The sequence below is a fragment of the Bacillus sp. hwrm1 genome (assembly GCF_040207805.1).
Lineage (GTDB): Bacteria > Bacillota > Bacilli > Bacillales > Bacillaceae > Bacillus > Bacillus velezensis.
Window position 1 is genome coordinate 2492409 of sequence record NZ_CP157943.1, and the last position, 19828, is coordinate 2512236.

At 47.2% G+C, this 19828-nt stretch carries 20 protein-coding genes; all 20 read right to left on the reverse strand.

Annotation, left to right across the window (positions count from 1 at the left end):
- Positions 1-114: 114 nt before the first annotated feature.
- Positions 115-846: a tRNA (guanosine(37)-N1)-methyltransferase TrmD gene (gene trmD, locus ABK447_RS12520; RefSeq protein ID WP_007409764.1), complete on the reverse strand. Its 732-nt coding sequence runs from the start codon at positions 844-846 to the stop codon at positions 115-117.
- Positions 843-1367 (reverse strand): ribosome maturation factor RimM, encoded by a 525-nt coding sequence (rimM, locus tag ABK447_RS12525; RefSeq protein WP_003154290.1) that lies wholly within the window; start codon positions 1365-1367, stop codon positions 843-845. The genes trmD and rimM overlap by 4 nt, the downstream gene beginning before the upstream one ends.
- 4 nt (positions 1368-1371) lie before the next feature.
- A complete protein-coding gene (locus ABK447_RS12530; protein ID WP_003154291.1) occupies positions 1372-1758 on the reverse strand; it encodes a YlqD family protein in 387 nt (128 codons plus the stop codon).
- Positions 1759-1848: 90 nt separating this feature from the next.
- Positions 1849-2094, reverse strand: a complete 246-nt coding sequence (locus ABK447_RS12535; RefSeq protein ID WP_007611392.1) for a KH domain-containing protein — start codon at positions 2092-2094, stop codon at positions 1849-1851.
- A complete protein-coding gene (gene rpsP / locus ABK447_RS12540) occupies positions 2094-2366 on the reverse strand; it encodes a 30S ribosomal protein S16 (RefSeq protein WP_003154296.1) in 273 nt (90 codons plus the stop codon). The genes ABK447_RS12535 and rpsP overlap by 1 nt, the downstream gene beginning before the upstream one ends.
- Positions 2367-2471: 105 nt before the next feature.
- A complete protein-coding gene (gene ffh / locus ABK447_RS12545; protein ID WP_025284722.1) occupies positions 2472-3812 on the reverse strand; it encodes a signal recognition particle protein in 1341 nt (446 codons plus the stop codon).
- A gap of 13 nt (positions 3813-3825) precedes the next feature.
- The gene (locus ABK447_RS12550) at positions 3826-4158 is read right to left on the reverse strand and encodes a putative DNA-binding protein (RefSeq protein WP_003154299.1); all 333 of its coding nucleotides are present in this window, start codon (positions 4156-4158) and stop codon (positions 3826-3828) included.
- A gap of 121 nt (positions 4159-4279) precedes the next feature.
- Positions 4280-5050, reverse strand: a complete 771-nt coding sequence (locus ABK447_RS12555) for a phosphotransferase family protein (protein WP_072589091.1) — start codon at positions 5048-5050, stop codon at positions 4280-4282.
- A gap of 83 nt (positions 5051-5133) precedes the next feature.
- Complete coding sequence (ftsY, locus tag ABK447_RS12560) at positions 5134-6123, reverse strand: signal recognition particle-docking protein FtsY (protein ID WP_003154301.1); 990 nt, start codon at positions 6121-6123, stop codon at positions 5134-5136.
- A gap of 19 nt (positions 6124-6142) precedes the next feature.
- A complete protein-coding gene (smc, locus tag ABK447_RS12565; protein ID WP_100001437.1) occupies positions 6143-9703 on the reverse strand; it encodes a chromosome segregation protein SMC in 3561 nt (1186 codons plus the stop codon).
- A gap of 101 nt (positions 9704-9804) precedes the next feature.
- On the reverse strand, positions 9805-10554 hold the full coding sequence (gene rncS, locus ABK447_RS12570; RefSeq protein ID WP_014417754.1) for a ribonuclease III: 750 nt from the start codon (positions 10552-10554) through the stop codon (positions 9805-9807).
- A 138-nt stretch (positions 10555-10692) separates the two neighbouring features.
- Entirely contained in the window at positions 10693-10926 is a 234-nt protein-coding gene (gene acpP / locus ABK447_RS12575) for an acyl carrier protein (RefSeq protein WP_003154310.1), read from the reverse strand.
- 84 nt (positions 10927-11010) lie between these two features.
- Positions 11011-11751, reverse strand: coding sequence for a 3-oxoacyl-[acyl-carrier-protein] reductase (fabG, locus tag ABK447_RS12580; RefSeq protein WP_003154312.1), 741 nt, complete (start codon positions 11749-11751; stop codon positions 11011-11013).
- Positions 11744-12697: an ACP S-malonyltransferase gene (gene fabD / locus ABK447_RS12585; RefSeq protein ID WP_100001435.1), complete on the reverse strand. Its 954-nt coding sequence runs from the start codon at positions 12695-12697 to the stop codon at positions 11744-11746. Before fabD ends, fabG begins: the two co-directional genes overlap by 8 nt.
- An 18-nt stretch (positions 12698-12715) precedes the next feature.
- Positions 12716-13714, reverse strand: a complete 999-nt coding sequence (gene plsX / locus ABK447_RS12590) for a phosphate acyltransferase PlsX (RefSeq protein ID WP_007409758.1) — start codon at positions 13712-13714, stop codon at positions 12716-12718.
- Positions 13715-13727: 13 nt separating this feature from the next.
- Positions 13728-14294 carry a transcription factor FapR gene (fapR, locus tag ABK447_RS12595; RefSeq protein WP_003154320.1) on the reverse strand — a complete coding sequence of 189 codons (567 nt, stop codon included), beginning with the start codon at positions 14292-14294 and terminating at the stop codon, positions 13728-13730.
- A 106-nt stretch (positions 14295-14400) separates the two neighbouring features.
- Positions 14401-16449, reverse strand: coding sequence for an ATP-dependent DNA helicase RecG (recG, locus tag ABK447_RS12600; protein WP_012117540.1), 2049 nt, complete (start codon positions 16447-16449; stop codon positions 14401-14403).
- On the reverse strand, positions 16427-17329 hold the full coding sequence (gene sdaAA / locus ABK447_RS12605) for an L-serine ammonia-lyase, iron-sulfur-dependent, subunit alpha (RefSeq protein ID WP_012117539.1): 903 nt from the start codon (positions 17327-17329) through the stop codon (positions 16427-16429). The genes recG and sdaAA overlap by 23 nt, the downstream gene beginning before the upstream one ends.
- A gap of 20 nt (positions 17330-17349) precedes the next feature.
- On the reverse strand, positions 17350-18012 hold the full coding sequence (gene sdaAB / locus ABK447_RS12610; RefSeq protein ID WP_003154325.1) for an L-serine ammonia-lyase, iron-sulfur-dependent subunit beta: 663 nt from the start codon (positions 18010-18012) through the stop codon (positions 17350-17352).
- Positions 18013-18154: 142 nt separating this feature from the next.
- Positions 18155-19822 carry a DAK2 domain-containing protein gene (locus ABK447_RS12615; RefSeq protein WP_022553356.1) on the reverse strand — a complete coding sequence of 556 codons (1668 nt, stop codon included), beginning with the start codon at positions 19820-19822 and terminating at the stop codon, positions 18155-18157.
- Between the last annotated feature and the right edge of the window lie 6 nt (positions 19823-19828).

Genomic DNA, 19828 nt, shown 5'->3' on the forward strand with positions numbered 1-19828 from the left:
TCTTGGCCACAACTGCAAGGCACAGCGGAACATCGTTTTCAAGCTTCTGAAGGATAAGCCTCCTTAAGCCACAAGTAGTATCTTATCATATCTTCACCGCCTGCGCAATAGAATCTATTCGTTTTCCCACTCGGAAATCCATTTTCTTTGCTCATCAGTGAGAGGATAGTTTTCAAGAAGATCGGGACGTCTTAAAAAGGTTCTTCTGATTGATTCTTTATTGCGCCATTTTTGTATTTTTGCATGGTTGCCCGACAGAAGGGTCTCAGGCACTTTTAAGCCTCTATAATCTGCAGGCCTCGTATAGTGCGGATGCTCTAAAAGCCCCGTGCTGAAGGAATCCTCCACGTGGGATGCTTCTTTTCCGAGGACGCCCGGCAAAAGCCTGACAACGCTGTCGGCAATCATCATGGCAGGGAGCTCTCCCCCGGTCAGCACAAAATCCCCGATGGAGATTTCATCAGTGACAAGATGTTCCCGGATCCGTTCATCATACCCTTCATAATGTCCGCAAATAAACATGAGATGTTCCTCTTGTGCCAGCTCCTCGGCTTTCTTCTGCGTATAACGCTCACCTTGCGGGCAGACGAGAATAATGCGCGGCTTGGCGTCCGTACCGGCTGTCAGCTTTTCAACCGCATCAAATACAGGCTGCGGCTTTAACACCATCCCGGCTCCCCCGCCGTACGGGTAATCATCAACCGTTTGGTGTTTATTATCCGAAAAAGCCCGGAAATTGATGACGTCAAAACGGACAGCCTCTTTTTCCTGTGCTTTTTGCAGAATGGAGGAGCCGAGCACCCCTTGAAACATTTCGGGAAACAGTGTTAAAAAGTCGATTTTCATTCGTCTATTAACCCTTCCATTACATGAATCTTAATTTTCTTCTCATTTATATTAATATCCTTTACCACGGAAGCAATATACGGAATGAGCGCATCTTTTTTGCCTTTTCTTGCAACCACCCATACGTCATTAGCCCCTGGCGTCAAGATTTCCTTCACTGTGCCGATCAGTTCCCCGTCTTCTGACACAACCTCGCAGCCGATGATTTCATGAAAATAAAATTCATCTTCTTCAAGCTCTCCCAAGTCTTCTTCAGGGACTTTGATCACCATGTTTCTTAGGTGTTCGACTTCATTGAGACTCGGCATTTCTTTGAATTGCAGCAGGTGAAACTGCTTGTGAAGCCTGTGGGCGCTGACCGTTACTTTAATTGGCTCCGCAGCCCCTTCCGCAAACAAATAGAGCGTATTGCCGGGCTTGTACCGTTCTTCGGCAAAGTCCGTTTTAGAAATGACCCGCACTTCGCCTTTAATGCCGTGGGTATTTACAATTTTGCCTACATTAAACCATCTGTTTGTCATATTATCACCTCGGGCGGATTTCAATTACTACCCCGTCTTTTATGACGATGGTATTTGCCGCTGTTTTTTCATGCCAGTTATCACCGACATTGATTGAAAGCAGCGCATCGATCTCCTTTTCCTTCACTTCGCTTCCAAGCGGGAGCGACTCTGTCTGGCTTATTTGGAAATCGATCATTTTGATTTTGTCTTGTCTTTTCTCAATGGCTTTTTTAAAAGATTCCGCTACATCGGGATTCTGCTGATCTTTTTCATGTTTTCTAAGCTGAAAATAGAGCTGGCTGCATTCTCGTTCAAGCGTTTGCTTTTTTTCTGCAAAAGAGGCCAAAAGCTTTTCCTTGCTTTGCTCGGTCAGAACCTGCATAACGGTTACCCTGTGAATAATCTGCATAGGACCAGACTCCCCACTCTTCCAACATATTTCTGTTCATTTGCCTTTTTTACGTGTAAAAAAAGGGGAGGTGCCGGCCCTCTCCCTTTTTCAGTCAAATATTTCAAATTGAACTTTCTTAGAAGACTGTGCGCCAGCTGCAAAAACGACGGTTCGAATCGCTCTTGCAGTCCGGCCTTGCTTTCCGATAATCTTACCGGTATCTGACTTATTGACAGATAAGCGCAGCGCAATCTTTTGATCAGTCTCTTCCTTTGTGACCGTTATGTCTTCCGGATGGTCGACAAGCGGAGCCACAATGCTGACAATCAAATCTTCCAAGTTCTGATCAGTCATTACTTGCCTTGTTTAGCGTTGTGGAATTTTTCCATAATTCCTTGGCTTGAGAACAAGTTGCGGACTGTATCAGAAGGTTTAGCTCCTGTTTGAAGCCATTTAAGAGCAAGCTCTTCGTTGATTTTCACTTCAGCCGGCTTTGCAACCGGGTTGTATGTGCCGACTGTTTCGATGAAACGGCCGTCACGCGGTGAACGAGAATCTGCTACAACAATACGATAGAAAGGAGATTTTTTTGCTCCCATACGTTTTAAACGAATTTTTACTGCCATTTTACTAGCACCTCCGAAAATATTTCAACAAGATAGTATATTAACAATGATAAAAGTGTTTGTAAAGTGTTTTTTCTTAACAACGGTTTTATCATGTATAACCGATTACATAAAAGGTAATTTAAAGCCTTTTTTCTTCCCTTTTGTCATGTTGGTCATCTGCTTCATCATTTTTTTCATTTCCTCAAACTGCTTTAAAAGACGGTTGACTTCCTGAACGGATGTTCCGCTTCCTTTGGCAATCCGCTTCCGCCGGCTGGCGTTAATGACATCCGGCTGTTCTTTTTCAAGAACAGTCATTGATTTAATGATCGCTTCCACATGATTCAGCTGTTTTTCATCGACTTGGATGTTTTTTAAGCCTTTCATTTTGCCTGCGCCGGGCATCATTTGCAGCAGTTCGTCAAGAGGCCCCATGTTTCGGACCTGGCCGAGCTGCTCCAGAAAATCATCCAATGTGAAGCTCATCGTTCTCATTTTCTGCTCAAGCTCTTTGGCTTTGTCTTCATCAACAGTCGCCTGAGCTTTTTCAATCAAGGTCAGCACGTCACCCATTCCGAGAATCCGGGATGCCATCCGTTCAGGATGGAACGCTTCAAGAGCATCGAGCTTTTCTCCCATTCCGGCGAATTTAATCGGCGTTTCGGTGACCGCGCGGATAGAAAGCGCCGCACCTCCGCGGGTATCCCCGTCAAGCTTTGTTAAAATGACACCCGTTAAACCGAGCTGGTCATTAAAGCTTTTGGCGACGTTTACCGCATCCTGACCGGTCATTGAGTCGACGACAAGGAAAATTTCCTCAGGATTTGCGACTTCCTTTACGCCGGAGAGCTCATCCATCAGTTCATGATCGATGTGCAGCCGTCCGGCGGTGTCTAAAATCACATAATCATGATGCTCTTCCTTCGCTTTTTCAATCGCCTGTCTGGCAATTTCCACCGGGCTGACCTGATCGCCAAGCGAAAAGACCGGCATATCAAGCTGTTTCCCCAGGGTTTCCAGCTGTTTAATCGCGGCGGGGCGGTAAATATCCGCAGCCACGAGCAGCGGTTTGCGGTTATGTTTTTTGCGCAGCAGGTTGGCAAGCTTCCCCGTGGTTGTCGTTTTACCGGCACCTTGGAGCCCGACCATCATAATAACGGTCGGCGGGCGTTTGGCGACGGCAATTTTGCTTTCTTCGCCGCCCATCAGCTCGGTAAGCTCTTCTTTTACGACTTTAATAACCTGCTGACCGGGTGTCAGACTCTGCATAACGTCCTGTCCGACAGCCCGTTCACTTACTTTTTTCACAAAATCCTTTACGACTTTAAAGTTAACGTCAGCCTCAAGAAGCGCAAGACGAACTTCACGCATCATCTCTTTTACGTCTTGTTCGCTGACTTTTCCTTTTCCGCGGATTTTTGAAATCGTCTTTTGCAGTCGGTCGGCTAATCCTTCAAATGCCATTGTTTGCCGCCTCCTAATCTAATTTCTCAAGCGCTTCAATCAGAGCCGTCATTTTTTCCTCTTCCTGCAACCCGGAAGCAAGCTCTTTCAGCTTTGTAAACATTTCTTTACGCTCCTGAAACTTTTTAAAAAGGAGCAGTTTTTCTTCATATTGTTCAAGCATCGCTTCAGTCCGTTTGATGTTATCGTAAACGGCTTGCCTTGAAACGTCATACTCTTCGGCTATTTCACCAAGGGAGAAATCGTCCAGATAATAAAGCGACATATAGCTCTTTTGTTTTGACGTCAGCAACGACTGATAGAAGTCAAATAAATAGTTCATTCTCGTCGTTTTTTCGAGCGACATTTGAGCTCTCCCCTTTGTTAAGTCAAATCCCTTTACAAAAACTTAGTTTACATGGTTTCAGAGCGTGTGTCAAGTTTTTATCTTGTCAAAGCATGATGCTCTTTTTACATAATAAGTTTTTTCAAAAAAATTCATATAGACCGTCGTTAAAATACTCGAATTCTTGTTTTGATACACGATAGCGGCAATAGCCTTCGTAAAAAGCATTGAGGCATGCTTCGTTTGTGACAAAATGACTGATCGCTAATGATTCATCATATCGCGGATCTCCCGCCGATATTCCCGCAGCATCGATAAACAGATAGACCTCTCCGTCTTTCACCAGCACATTATCAGTCGTGCAGTCACCGTGTATCATTGTCTGCTGAACAGGAACAGGCCTGTACCTGTCCAATTCCTTCAAAAGCTCTGCACTTCCTTCAGCCTGTCCTTTTTTGACATATTCCCCGGCTCGTTTGATTTGCAGATCGAGCCAGTCTGATTCCGGCTGTAAACCAGGGACCATTTCGGTTTCATGCAGACGTTGCAGAAACTGGCCGAAACTTTTGATCAGCTTTTTCTTTTCAGTATCCCCTTTTGCTTTTCTTAAAGCCGAAGTCAGGGTGATTCCATCCTCAAATGACATGATGATATGGCTGGCATGCTGTTCCTGTATCATCCCATAATAAATAGGAACAGGCAGACGACGAGTTTCCGTCAGTTTTTGTAAAACGAAGGCTTCTCTCATTAACCATTCCCGATACTTCTGTTGAAAAGAACTTTTCAGCAGAAATGCGTCTTGGCCGGCCACTATTTTTCGAACGGTTGAAGTGCCTCCCTGTTCATCCAACAGCGACATATGGTTTATCGCTCCGACCTTACTTTCCAATTCAGCTTTCAGCCATTTGTCCAACAATTGCCCCCTCCATTCCGATCTATCAATGCGTATAAAAAAACGAGTATAAAACCGTCCATTTTATACTCGTTTTTTATTCATTAATCCTCGGCTTTTTCAACTAAATCAGAAAAGAGACCGTATACGTAAGATTCTGCATCAAACCGCTGGAGATCGTCAACCTTTTCTCCGAGGCCGACCAGTTTCACGGGGATGTGAAGCTCATTGCGGATCGCCAGGACGATACCGCCTTTTGCGGTGCCGTCAAGCTTCGTTAACGCGATACCCGTCACATTCGTCGCTTTGGAGAATTCTTTCGCCTGCGCCATCGCATTTTGGCCTGTCGTCGCGTCCAGCGCAAGGAGAACCTCATGCGGAGCCTCAGGCACTTCGCGTTCGATGACGCGTTTGACTTTTTCAAGCTCTTTCATTAAGTTTACTTTATTCTGAAGGCGGCCGGCCGTATCACAAATCAGCACATCCGCTCCTCTTGCTTTAGCCGCGTGTACGGCATCATAAATAACCGCAGCAGGGTCGCTTCCGGCAGCCTGTTTAATGACAGGCACGCCTGTACGCTCCCCCCACACTTCAAGCTGTTCAATCGCCCCGGCTCTGAAGGTGTCTCCGGCAGCGAGCACAACGGATTTGCCTTCATTCTTCAGCTTATGGGCAAGTTTTCCGATCGTTGTCGTTTTTCCGACGCCGTTTACCCCGACAAGCAGAATAACGTTCAGGCGCCCGTCCTGAATATTTAATTCAGAAATCTGTTCGTCGCCGCTGTTATAAATGTCGACAAGCTTTTCAGAAATGACGGACTGCACTTCCTGAGGATCCTGGATGTTTTTCAGCTTCACTTCTTTTTTGAGCTCATCAATCAGCTCCATGACGGTTGTAAAACCTACGTCAGCGCCAATCAGCACTTCCTCAAGCTCTTCGAAGAAATCCTCGTCGACTTTTCGGTAGCGGGAGACGAGTTCGTTCACTTTATTTGAGAAGGAATTTCTTGTTTTTTCAAGACCATCTTTAAATTTTTCAGAGACGGAGTCTGTCTGTTTCGTGATTTTCTCTTTTAATTTTTTAAAAAAGCTCATCTTTCAACCTCTTTCCTCGTTACTGAACGAATTCTTTTGTTTCTTCCAGTTTGACCGAAACCATTCGGGAAACGCCGGATTCCTGCATCGTAACACCGTAGAGGACATCCGCTTTTTCCATGGTGCCTTTTCTGTGGGTGATGACGATAAACTGGCTGTCGCCGCTGTATTTTTTTAAATATTGCGCAAACCTGAATACATTGGCTTCATCAAGCGCAGCTTCCACTTCATCAAGGACGCAGAACGGCACGGGCCTTACTTTCAGAATGGAGAATAAAAGGGCAATGGCAGTCAGCGCCCGTTCTCCCCCTGACAAAAGATTTAAGTTTTGCAGTTTTTTGCCCGGAGGCTGCGCGATAATGTCCACCCCGGAATTAAGAAGATCATTCGGATCAGTCAGCTTCAGTTCAGCCCGTCCTCCTCCGAATAAAGAACGGAACACGTCGTTGAATTGAGAACGGATCTGGATAAACGTTTCATGGAATCGCTTCGTCATTTCAGAATCCATTTCTTCAATGACTTGAAACAGTGTGTTTTTCGCTTCCGTCAGGTCATTTTTCTGCTCTGTTAAAAACTGATACCGTTCGTTTACTCTTTCAAATTCATCGATGCTGCCGAGATTGACCGTTCCGAGCTCTTCAATTGAAAGCTTGATCAGTTTGACCCGTTTTCTCGCCTCTTCAGGCTCGAGTTCGAGCTGATATTGTTCTTTTGCCCCTTCAAAGGATAAGCTGTATTCCTCGCGTAAATACTGCAAGAGATTATCAAGCTCAACTTCCATCCGGCCGAGTTTTACCTCTTCATCTTTCAGAATGTCTGTTTTTTGCTTATACAGACGCTTCATCTCTTTCAGTTCAAGCTCGTTCGTATCAAGAGCCCGCTGGAGCTTCACCCGCTGGTCGCGCCGGCTGGCGATCAATTCGATCGTTCTCGTTTTATCGTGAAGCTTGTGATGGGCTGCTTCTTCAAGCTGCTCCTCACCGCTTGTGCTGGACGTCATCTCTGAGGTCAGGAGGCTTAAATCTTCCCGTGTTTCTTTCAGAGCGAGCTGCGTTTCTTCAAGCTCTTTTTTCAGCCGTTTGAGGTTGTCTTCTTCACTCGAACACGCCTGTTCTTTTTTCGCAGCAGCCACTTTACATTCCGTCAGTTCATGAGAGAGCGTTTCTTTTGTTGAGGATAGGGTCTGCTTTTGTTTTGTCAGCCTTTCCATCTCTTCCTCAAGCTCTTTCAGCTGGCCGGATGCCTCACTCAGCTGTTCTTCCAGAGCTGATTTGCGCGTCTCTTTTTCCCGGCTGCTTTCGGTCAGTGATGCTTTCTCCTGATCGTAAAGCTCCAGATGGGTATTGATGTTCTTTTCAGCGACTTCGAGTTCATACAGCCTGCCTTTTACATCCTGCTGCTTTGTTCTGAAAGCTTCACCGTCTTCACGGAGACCGCTCAGCGTATGTTCAAGCTCTTGAATGGCCTGCTTCAGCGTTTTGACCTCTTTTTCGAGCAAAGCTGTTTTTTCTTCCATTTCGGCAAGCCGCGCAGTCACCGTCTCAAGCTCACGGCTTCTGCCGAGCAGAGAATTGTTTTTCTTTTTGACCGCGCCGCCTGTCATTGATCCGCCTGGATTGACGACATCGCCCTCAAGCGTCACGATGCGGTAGCGGTGCCCGAGAAGCTTGGCCAGTTCGTTCGCACCTTTTAAATCTTCAGTGATCAGCACGGTGCCGAGAAGGTTTTGAATGACATTCCGATACGCGGCATCATATGTGACAAGCCCGCTCGCTGTGCCGAGGAAAGACGGATGCTTCTGAGCCGTCTGTTCATCACGGGTTTGGAGCTGGCGCGGTTTCATAACCGTAAGCGGCAGGAACGTCGCGCGGCCGAATGAATTCTGTTTTAAATATTGAATCGCTTTCCGCGCCGCCTGCTCGTCGTCTGTGACAACGTGCTGCGCCGCTGCGCCGAGTGCAATCTCGATCGCCGTTTCATACTTTTGTTCGGTGGCAATCAGTTCGAGAACGGCGCCGCGGATGCCGCCGAGCTTCTCTTTCTGCTTCAGCACTTCTTTTACGCCTTGGTAAAATCCTGAAAAATCGCCTTGCATCGTTTCAAGCATATCTTTTTTGGATCTGGCCTGCTGGACGAATTGATATGCCTGATACAGCGCAGATTCTTTCTTTTCATATTGGCGTTTTTTCTGTTCATATGCTGTCTGGACTTCGCGAAAGCGGACGACCTGATTGTGAATATCCTCTTCAACGGCAGCCAATTCTTCTTCGCACGCCGCTTTGCGGACTGCAATATCGTTACGTTCTTCAAGATATTTTTCATTGTTTGCGGTCAGTCTCGCCTGCTGGACCGCAGATTGGGACATCTGGTCATCTAAAAGCTGCAGCTCGTTGCGAATCGACGCCTGGCTGTTTAACAATTCAAAGTAATCGCTTTTTAATTGTTCAATTTTCTCTTCTACATTTTCATTATGCAGACTGAGAGCCTGCTGCTTTTCTTTCACTTGGGCGTTTAACCGCTTCACTTCCGCACGCAGCTTATCATAGACGGCAGACTGTTTTTCAATGTCGGCTTTCAGTTCGGCTTCTTTGTTCGTGTAATGTGTAACGGATTCCTCAAGCTGTTCCCGGTTTTGCGCGGCATTTTTTTTGCGCTCTTTCAGCACTTCTTTCCGGCCTTCCAGCTTTTCCAGCTCTTCACTTGTCACGAGCAGAACCTGCTGCAGTTCGTTGACGGATTCATCAAGCGCGTGGATTTTATCTCTCGTCTCTTCTATCATCGCTTCTTTTGCGGATAGAGCCGATGATTCCGCCAATTCTTCTTCTTTAGCAGCCTGCACCTTGTCTTTTAAACCCGACCATCTGCCATGCAGTTGTTCGATGTCAAAGGCGGTAAGGGCAATTTCGACATGCTCAAGCTCTTTCTTTTTTTCTAAGTAGTCTTTGGCGATTGATGCCTGGATTTTCAGCGGTTCGACCTGATCTTCAAGCTCATGGAGAATATCTTCCACCCTGTTTAAGTTATCCTGCGTCTCAAACAGTTTGTTTTCCGCTTTTTTCTTTCTTGTTTTATATTTCAGCACGCCGGCCGCTTCTTCAAAAATACTGCGGCGGTCTTCCGCTTTGCTGCTGAGAATCTCTTCGACTTTCCCCTGGCTGATAATAGAGAATGCTTCTTTTCCGAGCCCGGAGTCCATAAATAAGTCAATGATGTCTTTCAAACGGCACTGCTGATTGTTGATGAGAAATTCACTCTCTCCGGAACGGTACACCCGTCTCGTCACGCTGACTTCGTGGTAATCGATCGGGAGAAAATGATCTTCATTATCAAGCGTTAACGTGACTTCGGCAAGGTTCAGCCGCTTGCGCGAATCACTTCCCGCAAAAATGATATCTTCCATTTTTCCGCCCCGAAGCGAGCGGGCTGATTGTTCGCCGAGCACCCAGCGGATGGCTTCGGTAATGTTGCTCTTTCCGCTGCCGTTCGGACCGACAACGGCCGTGACGCCTTTTACAAAGTCAACGGATATCCGTTCTGCAAATGATTTAAATCCTATAACGTCTAAACGTTTGAGGAACATCCCAGATCCTCCTTATCGTATAAGTATCTCAATATTATCATAATCACCCGCTTATATCAGGCGCAGACATACTGAAATCCCCCTAGGGAAACAGGGGGATTTTATTGTTTCGTATGATGTTTTTGCATTTTCGCAAGAGCTTCCTGTGCCGCATGCTGCTCGGCTTCTTTTTTGGAACGTCCGTTCCCGATACCGAGCGCCTCACCTTTAAGAGAGACAAGCGCCTCGAATTCCCGGTTGTGGGCAGGCCCTTTTTCATTGAGAATTTTGTACTCAAGCGATCCTTTTCCGTCCCGCTGTACAAATTCTTGAAGCTGGCTTTTGAAATCCATCACATGAGAAAAAGCACCATCGTTTATTTTAGGGAACACGTACACTTTCAGGAATTGCTGAACCGGCTCAAGGCCCTGATCCAGATACAGTGCGCCGATAAACGCTTCAAACACATCCGCTAAAAGCGCAGGACGCTTTCTGCCGCCCGTCATTTCTTCTCCTTTTCCCAAGAGAACAAGATCGCCGAATGACAATTCATGGGCAAGTGAGACGAGTGACGGCTCGCATACGATAGCGGCTCTCAGCTTCGTCAAATCTCCTTCACTCATGGCCGGGTATTTGGCAAATAAGAATTGGGAGATCGTCAGTTCCAAAACAGCGTCACCTAAAAATTCAAGCCTTTCATTGTCTTCATACGGCTTTTTCCGATGCTCATTCACATAAGATGAATGTGTAAATGCTTGATACAAAAGTTTCTCGTTTTGAAAATGAACCGAAATCCGTTCTTGGAACTCTTTAAATTGCTCTATTTTTTTATAGAACTTTTTTTTATCTTTAAAATGTGAGTGTTTTGACATAGTAACCTCCATAGGCACATCAGGTTCACCGCGCTCCCCGCCGTAAACGGAATCGGCAGCGCGTACAGCGTCAGACGCCGGTAACCGAACGATTAAAGGGCTAAAGCCCCGCTGTCAGGCGGGACTTTTAGCATCAGCTTATTGCTGGTTTTGTATGTAGTTCACAGCGTCGCCGACTGTTGCAATCTTTTCAGCATCTTCGTCAGAAATCTCCATATCAAACTCGTCTTCAAGTTCCATAACAAGCTCAACTACATCTAGGGAATCAGCACCTAAGTCTTCCTTGAAAGAAGCTTCAAGTTTGACGTCAGCTTCATCAACGCCAAGGCGGTCTACGATGATTTTCGTTACACGCTCTAATGTATCTGCCATAGCAATTCACCTCCCCTCAAGTATTATAGAGGATTCGTTTTTAAAAAACTAGAGAAACTAGGATGAAATTTTAAAAACAAATCTTTACATCACCATTCCGCCGTCAATATGAAGGGTTTGGCCCGTCATATAACGCGATCCTTCAGAAGCAAGGAACGTAACAACGCTGCTGATATCGGAAGGATCACCGAAACGCGCGAGCGGAATCTGCTTCAGCATTTCATCTTGGACTTCTTTAGAAAGCTTGTCCGTCATATCTGTAGAAATAAAGCCCGGAGCAATGGCATTGACCGTAATATTTCGGCTCGCAAGCTCTTTGGCTGATGACTTCGTTAAGCCGATTACACCGGCTTTTGCCGCCACATAGTTCGCCTGGCCGGGGTTTCCGCTGACGCCGACGATTGATGATACGTTGATAATCCGGCCGGAGCGCTGTTTCATCATCTGTCTTGTCACGGCTTTCGTGCAGTTGAATACACCTTTCAGGTTAATGTTAATGACATCATCCCATTCATTTTCTTTCATTCTCATCAGAAGATTGTCTTTTGTGATCCCCGCATTGTTCACGAGAATGTCGATTGAAGAAAATGCAGCGACAGCCTCTTTCATCATGTTTTGTACTTCTTCGGAATTTGATACATCGGCTTTTACCGCGATCGCGTTTCGGCCCAAAGATTTGATTTCATCTACGACTTCGTTCGCTTTCGCTTCATTCCCGGAGTAGTTGACTACTACGTTACAGCCGTTTTTCGCAAGATCAAGCGCGATCGCCCGCCCGATTCCGCGGGACGCTCCCGTTACCACTGCTGTTTTTTCATTAAGCATCCTGATTCTCCTCCTTCAGCGTTTGAATCGCCAGTTCGATGGTTTCATGGTCAGAAACCGCGATTGTTTTAAGGCGGCGGTTCACTTTTTTCACAAGGCCTGAAAGCACTTTTCCTGGCCCGATTTCAACAAACGTCGTGACGCCTTCGTCAATCAGTTTGTTAATGGTTTCTTCAAAGCGAACAGGTGAGTACAGCTGTTCGATCAGTTTTTTCTTGATATCGTCTTTTTCTGTCATAACGTCAGCCGAAACGTTTGAAATCACGGGAACAGCCGCATTTTTTAACTCACAGGCGCTGAGCACCTCCTCGAGTTTTTGCGCTGCCGGCTTCATTAATTCAGAATGGAACGGTCCGCTTACTTCTAATGGGATTGCCCGTTTTGCTCCGTTGTTTTTCGCTTCCTCTGAAGCCAGCTCCACACCTTTTGCCGTTCCGGAAATTACGATCTGGCCGGGGCAGTTCAAGTTTGCAAGCTGTACGAGATGACCGTTTTCCGTCACTTGATCCGTCACCTTTTTCAAGGACTCCGCATCCATTCCGAGAATAGCTGCCATGGCGCCTTCTCCGGCCGGCACGGCTTCATTCATGAATTCTCCCCGTTTTCTTACCGTGTGAACGGCATCTTTAAATGTCATCGCTCCCGCCGCAACAAGCGCCGAATATTCTCCGAGGCTGTGTCCGGCGGTGAAATCAGGGGTGATGCCGAATTCTTTAAACTTTTCCAATACGGCAATGCTCGTTGTCAACAGCGCGGGCTGCGCATTGTATGTAAGGGTTAATTCTTCGGCGTCGCCTTCAAAAATGAGCGAGCTCAGCTTTGTTTCAAGCGTTTCATCCGCTTCATCAAAAATACGTTTTGACGCTTCTTCGCGTTCGTACAGGTCTTTTCCCATACCGATATATTGTGATCCCTGTCCGGGAAATAAAAATGCAATCTTACTCATGATGCGGTAACCTCCAGACTACTCATCTGTTTTTTCTTCTTTTACTTCTTCTTCTATAAATGCGGCCACGTTTTGGCTGACCATTTCTCTCGCCTGGCGCAGCGCATGGTAAACAGCGCGTGCGTCAGAAGAGCCGTGCGCTTTAACGACGGGCGCTTTCAAACCGAAAAGACTCGCCCCGCCGTACTCAGAATAGTCCATTTTCAGTTTCATTTCCATCAGCTTCGGCTTCAGCACTCCAGCTGCGAGCTTAGAAACAAAACTTGAAGTCAGTGTATCTTTCAGCATTTTGAAAATCGATAACGCTGAACCTTCCAATGTTTTCAACGTGACGTTGCCCGTAAAGCCGTCTGTGACGATGACGTCAGCAGCTCCTTCGAGCAAGTCTCTCGCCTCAACGTTTCCGACAAAATTCACGTTTGTTTCTTTTAATAGTTCAAACGTCTTTTTTGTCAGGTCGTTTCCTTTCTTTTCTTCCGTGCCGACATTTAACAATCCGACGCGGGGCGAGCTGATTCCGAGAACCTGCCGGGCATATACAGATCCCATAATTCCGTACTGGACGAGATGCTCCGGTTTGGCATCTACATTGGCTCCCACGTCCAAAAGAAGGAAACCGTCGCCTGAAACGGTCGGAAGCGTCGGGGCAAGCGCAGGCCGGTCGATTCCTTTAATTCTGCCGACGATAAACAGTCCCGCTGTCATGAGTGCGCCCGTATTCCCCGCTGAGATGCAGGCGTCCGCTCTGTTTTCAGCCACTTCCTGCGCCATCAGCACCATAGAAGAGTTTTTCTTTCTGCGTACGGCGCGGACCGGTTCATCCGTCGGTTCAATCACTTCATCGGCGTGCAACACAGTGATGCGGTCTGATGTTGTTGGCAAGTGTGATTCTATCGTTGTCTTGTCACCGACCAGCGTAATATGAAGATCGTCAAATGCCTCAATACTCTTCATTACTCCGTCAATAACAGCTTTGGGTGCGTTGTCGCCCCCCATTGCATCTACAGCTATTCTCATGCATGCTCCACCTTTATGATTGTTTTGAACGGTACATGTCAAAGCTGCCGGAGAACACGACTTCTTCTCCCACATAGCTGTTGACTTCAACTACCGTTCTGCCTTTTTCTTTTTCGACTGCCGTCACTTTGGCTTTCGCAACGACGCGCTCGCCTTCTTTCACCTGTCTTGTAAAGCGGATATTTGCGCTTGCGGTCAGCGCCAGCTCATCATCAATGACGGCTACGGCGAGTGAGTTCGCCTGCGCAAACAAATGATGACCCCGCGCAATTTGATTGCGGCTGAAGACATGTTCGCGTCTTACTTCTAATATGGAAATGGCCTGGCCGTCAAGCTCCAGATCAATAATTTCACCGATCACTTCGTCTAAAGACAGTGATTTCACTTCATCATCAAGCGTTTGTTCTGCCACGTTTTTAATTCTTTCCCTCAGCTCCGGTATTGAGAGCTCTAAGCGGTCTAAACGGATCGTCTGAATGCTGACGCCGAATTTCCCCGCTAATTCTTCATCTGTGATGAAGGGTGTCGATTTGATCGTCTGCTGCAATAATTTTTGGCGTTCTTTCTTGCTTCTTCTCATCTGTAAACACCATCCGGACAATTAAGACTAGGTACTAATAGTAGTATATAATCTCATAGTTTGGAATGCAATGATTGTTTTTTGAAAGCCGCCGAATTTTGCAGAATCAGCTTAATTTCTCCCCTTCCAGGACGCCGCTTGAAAGTAATTGACCGCGCAGCATGCGGTATTCGTCATCTTTCCAAAACGCCTCTGAAGACACCAGATTGGCCGCATCCTGGCGGGCCGTTTCCAAAGCTCTGTAGTCATGAACCATATCCGCCACCTTGAACTCGGGCATACCGCTCTGTTTTTTTCCGAAGAAATCACCGGGGCCGCGCAGTTCAAGGTCCTTTTCAGACAGCTCGAAGCCGTCGTTTGTCTCCGACATGATTCTCATCCGTTCCTTCCCGGTTTCGGATTTCGGATCTGCCATCAAGATGCAGAAAGATTGGTGGTCTCCCCGCCCGACCCGGCCGCGGAGCTGATGGAGCTGAGATAATCCGAAACGGTCGGCGTCATAGATGACCATAATCGTCGCATTCGGCACGTTCACCCCGACTTCTACGACGGTTGTTGACACAAGTACCTGACATTGATTGGCGCTGAATTCTCTCATCACCTGATCTTTTTCATCAGAATGGAGCTTCCCGTGCATCAGGCCGACATTCCATTTACCGCGGTAAACGTCAGACAGCATGTTATATACGTCAATCGCATTCTGTACATCCAGTTTATCCGACTCTTCAATGAGCGGGCAGATAACATAGGCTTGCCTTCCCTGCTTCAGCTCTTTTTCTATAAAAGCCAAAATCCGCTCCAGCATGTCGTGTTTTACCCAATACGTTTCGATTTGTTTTCGCCCCGCGGGCATTTCATCTATCACGGAAACATCCATTTCTCCGAAGACGGTAATGGCCAGCGTTCTCGGAATCGGGGTGGCTGTCATAAACAGCACATCCGGATCCTGACCTTTATTCTTGAGTTTTTTGCGCTGTTCGACCCCGAACCGGTGCTGCTCGTCCGTAATAACAAGGCTCAGCGCTTTGAATTCCACTTCATCCTGGATTAAAGCATGGGTCCCTACTAAAATATCAATCTCTCCGAGAGCAAGCCGCTCCAAAAGCTCCCTGCGCCGCTTTCCTTTGACAGAACTCGTCAAAAGCGCGATATTTACATCTTCATTTGCAAACAACGATACGAGAGAATCTGCATGCTGTTCGGCCAAAATTTCAGTCGGCACCATTAATGCCCCCTGATACCCCGACAAAATCGCAGCGTACAAAGCGATGGCGGCGACGGCCGTTTTCCCTGATCCGACATCACCTTGCAGCAGACGGTTCATTCGGTAAGGGGATGTCATATCAGCGGTAATTTCCCGAAGCACACGCGTCTGTGCGGTCGTGAGCGAAAACGGCAGGCTGTCTGTGAAAGCGGCGAGTTTTTCAGCCGGAAACACATGGCTGATGCCTTTTGACTGTTCCCTTTCCGCTTTACGGAACGCCTGCATTTTCAGCTGAAATAATAAGAATTCCTCGTAAACAAACCGGCGTCTTGCCTGCTGTAACGATTCCCTCGTTTCAGGCTGATGCATCGTCTGCAGGGCATGTTTGTAATCAGGCAGCTTGTAGCGGATTCTCAATTTTTCAGGAAGCGGATCGGCCGCACTGTCCAAATGATGCTGCAGCGCTTCCTTAATAAACCGTCTCATCATTTTTACGGTGACGTTTTCTTTAACAGAATAAACAGGCTCAATGCTTTTATCTTCTTGATGAGGACCGTTTTTTAATTCCTGCACGGAAACGGTCTGTCTGTGTTTATCCCATTTCCCTGATATCGTGACGACAGAACCTAACGTCAGTTTCTTTTTTAAGTAGGGACGGTTAAAGCAGACCGCGGTAATTAAATAATTGCCGACAAGCACTCTGAATGTCAGCCTGTTTCGTTTTTTGCCGTAATAGGTAAGAGAAGGTTCTGAATGAACCTTCCCTTCTACCGTCACTCTTTCTTCATGTTTTACTTCTTCTAAATCCCTCAGCTCATAGTCGTCATAACGGTAAGGGAAATAATTCAGAAGATCAGAAATGTCATAGATACCAAGTTCGTGCAATGTTTTTTCTGTTTCCGGCCCAATGCCCTTAATTTCCGCTATACTAGTTTGCTGATGGTGTGTCACTTGATTTCAGCGCTCCTCCGAAAATTTTTTTCTCTAATTCTCTTCCCGTCGGTGTCGCGGCTAAACCGCCTTGTCCCGTTTCACGCAGTGCTGTCGGCATTGTCTGGCCGATTTTGTACATCGCGTCAATCACCTCATCGCAAGGAATGCGGCTTGTAATCCCGGCCAGCGCCATATCCGCCGCGATCATTGCGTTGGATGCTCCCATTGCGTTTCGTTTGACACACGGCACTTCTACCAATCCGGCGACCGGGTCACATACGAGACCGAGCATATTTTTCAGTGTAATCGCCATTGCTTCCGCTGATTGCTGAGGCGTTCCGCCCGCCATTTCCACAATCGCAGCCGCTGCCATGCCTGATGCTGACCCGACTTCCGCCTGACAGCCTCCTGCCGCTCCTGAAATACTCGCATTATTTGCTACGACAAAACCGAACGCGCCGGCTGTAAACAGAAAACGGATCATTTGTTCTGTCGTAGGGTGCAGCTTATGCTTTACGGCGAATAACGTTCCCGGCACGACCCCGGCAGAGCCGGCAGTCGGTGTAGCGCAGATCGTTCCCATCGCCGCATTGACTTCATTTGTCGCCACAGCTTTAGAAACGGCGTCTAAAATCAGATTGCCCGACAGGCTTCTTCCAGATTGGATGTATGCCTGAAGTTTCACGGCATCTCCGCCTGTTAAACCGGTCTGACTCGTGACGCCCTTCAGCCCTTTTTCAACAGCTGCTTCCATGACGGAGAGATTGCGCTCCATTCCTTGAAAGATTTCTTCCCGCGTTTTTTGCGTCACTTCCATCTCTTGGGTGATCATCACTTCCGAAATCGGAATTTGTTTTTCTTGAGTGATTTCTATTAATTCTTTTACATTACGAAACATGTCATTTTCCTCCTGACTTTTTAGTCAGCTATCTTAGTAACCTGTATAATATTAGGAAGTGTTGAAAGCTCGTCAAGCACTTCTTCTTCAATATTCTGATCGACCTCAATCGTCATCAGCGCAAGCTGGCCGACGTCCTTACGCGCCACTTCCATATGTCCGACGTTGATGGAGAATTTCGCAAGCACATTGGCAACGCCTGCAATCGTGCCGAATTTATCATTGTGAACGACTAAAATAGCCGGATGGTTTCCGGACAAACGCAGCTCAAAGCCGTTGAGCTCCGTGATTTCTATTTTTCCGCCGCCGATGGAAATACCGGTAAGGGCAAGCTCTCCCTCATCATCAGAAATGACGATGCGCGCTGTATTCGGATGAACGGGCACGGCATCCTCTGTACGGAACTCTACATATATGCCCTTCTCTTCCGCAATTTGAATCGCTGTTTTAATCCGCTCATCAAATGTATCAAAATCAAGCAGGCCGCCGATAATCGCGACATCAGTGCCGTGACCCTTATACGTCTCCGCAAATGATCCGTAAAAAGACACAACGATCCGGCGGGGCTCCCGCCTGAATAAGCTTCTGGCCACTCTGCCGATCCGGGCGGCGCCTGCGGTATGTGAACTGGACGGACCGATCATTACCGGGCCGATAATATCAAAAACGCTTCTATACTTCATGCTGGTTTGCTCCTCCTTAACATCACTTCATTCAGCGCTTTTCTTTAGACTAATTGAACATTTCTCAATTGGCAAGCAGGCACACTGCCGCACTGCCGCAGGTAAATAAAGGCATAAGAATAGAAGGGCCTGATAAGCCCTTCTATTCTGCCGCAAATATATATGGATACAGAGGCTGTCTGCCGTTATGGATTTCAACCTCGATATCTTCACAGACGCTTGCAATATACTCAGCGAGTTTCTCAGCTTCTTCTTCGGGCGCGTCCTCTCCGTACAAAATGGTGACGATTTCATCTTCTTCCCCGATCATTTCATCCAGCAGCAATTTCGCCGCACTTATCCGATCTTCGGCGCTGCCGATAATTGAACTGTTTAAAATGCCGATAAAATCACCTTTTTTAATATCTTTGCCGTCGATATGGGTGTCTCTGACTGAATATGTCACCTGTCCGCTTTTCACATTCCGGATGGCCTCAAGCATATTAGCTTCATTTACGTCAGCCGGCTGGTCAGGGTTAAACGCAAGCAGGGCAGTCATGCCTTGAGGGACCGTTTTTGCCGGAATGACAATGACATTTTCTTCAGCCACGCTCGCCGCCTGATTGGCAGCCATCACAATATTGGAATTGTTCGGAAGAATGAAAACCGTCTCCGCATTGACAGACTGAACGGCTTCAACAATATCTTCCGTGCTCGGATTCATTGTCTGGCCGCCTTCGATTACGTGTGAAGCGCCGATGCTCGTAAACAATTCAGAAATGCCCTCTCCCATTGCCACAGTCACGATGCCAAAAGGCTTGCGGGCTTCTTTCATAACGCCGGCCGGCTTTTTTTCATCATGTTCTTGGCTGATGATTGAAGTATGCTGTTCCCTCATGTTTTCAATTTTAATTTTAATCAAATCGCCGTAACGCTGTGCGAGATTGAGTACGTTCCCTGGTTCTTCGGCATGAATATGAACTTTCGCAAGCGTATCATCAGCCACGACCAGCAATGAATCGCCGAAACGGCTCAGTTCGTTTCTGAACGTCTCTTCCTTGAACGTCCGTTTATCTTGATCCAGCCTCACCATCACTTCCGTACAAAATCCGAATTCAATGTCTTCTGTACTCAGCATGCTCTGCGCGCTTTTATGATGCTCGGCATTCACCATATCATCGAGTGCCGGAAGAACCGCTTTTTTCGGTACGGCCTCTCCTTTTAAAGCAGCCAAAAAGCCTTCATATACACAAAGCAGACCTTTTCCGCCGCTGTCAACGACACCGACGTCCTTTAAAACAGGAAGCAGATCCGGCGTGCGGTTCAGCGACGCTTCCGCTTCTTCAATAACGGCCTCCATGACCGAAATAATATCGGTTTCTTCTTTGGCCGAGGCGACCGCTTTTTTAGCCGCATCCTTGGCCACGGTTAAAATCGTTCCTTCAACCGGTTTCATGACCGCCTTATATGCCATATCCACTCCCGCTTGGAGTGCTGCGGCAAATTCTTGGGCGTCTATTTGGTTTTTGTTTTCAATGCTCTTTGTGAAACCTCTGAACAATTGGGACAAGATCACCCCTGAGTTTCCTCTCGCCCCCATAAGCAGGCCTTTTGACAGGGCGATGCCGACTTTGCCGATGTCGGGTGAGTCAATGTGCTCTACCTCTCTTGCACCGGATGACATCGATAAATTCATATTTGTTCCGGTATCGCCGTCAGGCACGGGAAACACGTTCAGCGCATCCACCGCGGACGCGTTTTGAGACAATGTCTCAGCCCCCGCCAGAATCATTGCCGCAAAAGCTCTCCCATCTAAGTTTCGTCTAGACAATACTCA

Bases quoted from the DNA above. Each gene is read 5' to 3' on its own strand.
- sdaAB (WP_003154325.1), bottom strand. From the start codon at position 18,012: ATGAAGTATAGAAGCGTTTTTGATATTATCGGCCCGGTAATGATCGGT.
- sdaAA (WP_012117539.1), bottom strand. From the start codon at position 17,329: ATGTTTCGTAATGTAAAAGAATTAATAGAAATCACTCAAGAAAAACAA.
- ABK447_RS12550 (WP_003154299.1), bottom strand. From the start codon at position 4,158: ATGTCGCTCGAAAAAACGACGAGAATGAACTATTTATTTGACTTCTAT.
- trmD (WP_007409764.1), bottom strand. From the start codon at position 846: ATGAAAATCGACTTTTTAACACTGTTTCCCGAAATGTTTCAAGGGGTG.
- ftsY (WP_003154301.1), bottom strand. From the start codon at position 6,123: ATGAGCTTTTTTAAAAAATTAAAAGAGAAAATCACGAAACAGACAGAC.
- fapR (WP_003154320.1), bottom strand. From the start codon at position 14,294: ATGAGAAGAAGCAAGAAAGAACGCCAAAAATTATTGCAGCAGACGATC.
- fabG (WP_003154312.1), bottom strand. From the start codon at position 11,751: ATGCTTAATGAAAAAACAGCAGTGGTAACGGGAGCGTCCCGCGGAATC.
- smc (WP_100001437.1), bottom strand. From the start codon at position 9,703: ATGTTCCTCAAACGTTTAGACGTTATAGGATTTAAATCATTTGCAGAA.
- acpP (WP_003154310.1), bottom strand. From the start codon at position 10,926: ATGGCAGATACATTAGAGCGTGTAACGAAAATCATCGTAGACCGCCTT.
- plsX (WP_007409758.1), bottom strand. From the start codon at position 13,714: ATGAGAATAGCTGTAGATGCAATGGGGGGCGACAACGCACCCAAAGCT.
- rimM (WP_003154290.1), bottom strand. From the start codon at position 1,367: ATGACAAACAGATGGTTTAATGTAGGCAAAATTGTAAATACCCACGGC.
- ABK447_RS12535 (WP_007611392.1), bottom strand. From the start codon at position 2,094: ATGACTGATCAGAACTTGGAAGATTTGATTGTCAGCATTGTGGCTCCG.
- rpsP (WP_003154296.1), bottom strand. From the start codon at position 2,366: ATGGCAGTAAAAATTCGTTTAAAACGTATGGGAGCAAAAAAATCTCCT.
- fabD (WP_100001435.1), bottom strand. From the start codon at position 12,697: ATGAGTAAGATTGCATTTTTATTTCCCGGACAGGGATCACAATATATC.
- ffh (WP_025284722.1), bottom strand. From the start codon at position 3,812: ATGGCATTTGAAGGATTAGCCGACCGACTGCAAAAGACGATTTCAAAA.
- ABK447_RS12530 (WP_003154291.1), bottom strand. From the start codon at position 1,758: ATGCAGATTATTCACAGGGTAACCGTTATGCAGGTTCTGACCGAGCAA.
- rncS (WP_014417754.1), bottom strand. From the start codon at position 10,554: ATGTCAAAACACTCACATTTTAAAGATAAAAAAAAGTTCTATAAAAAA.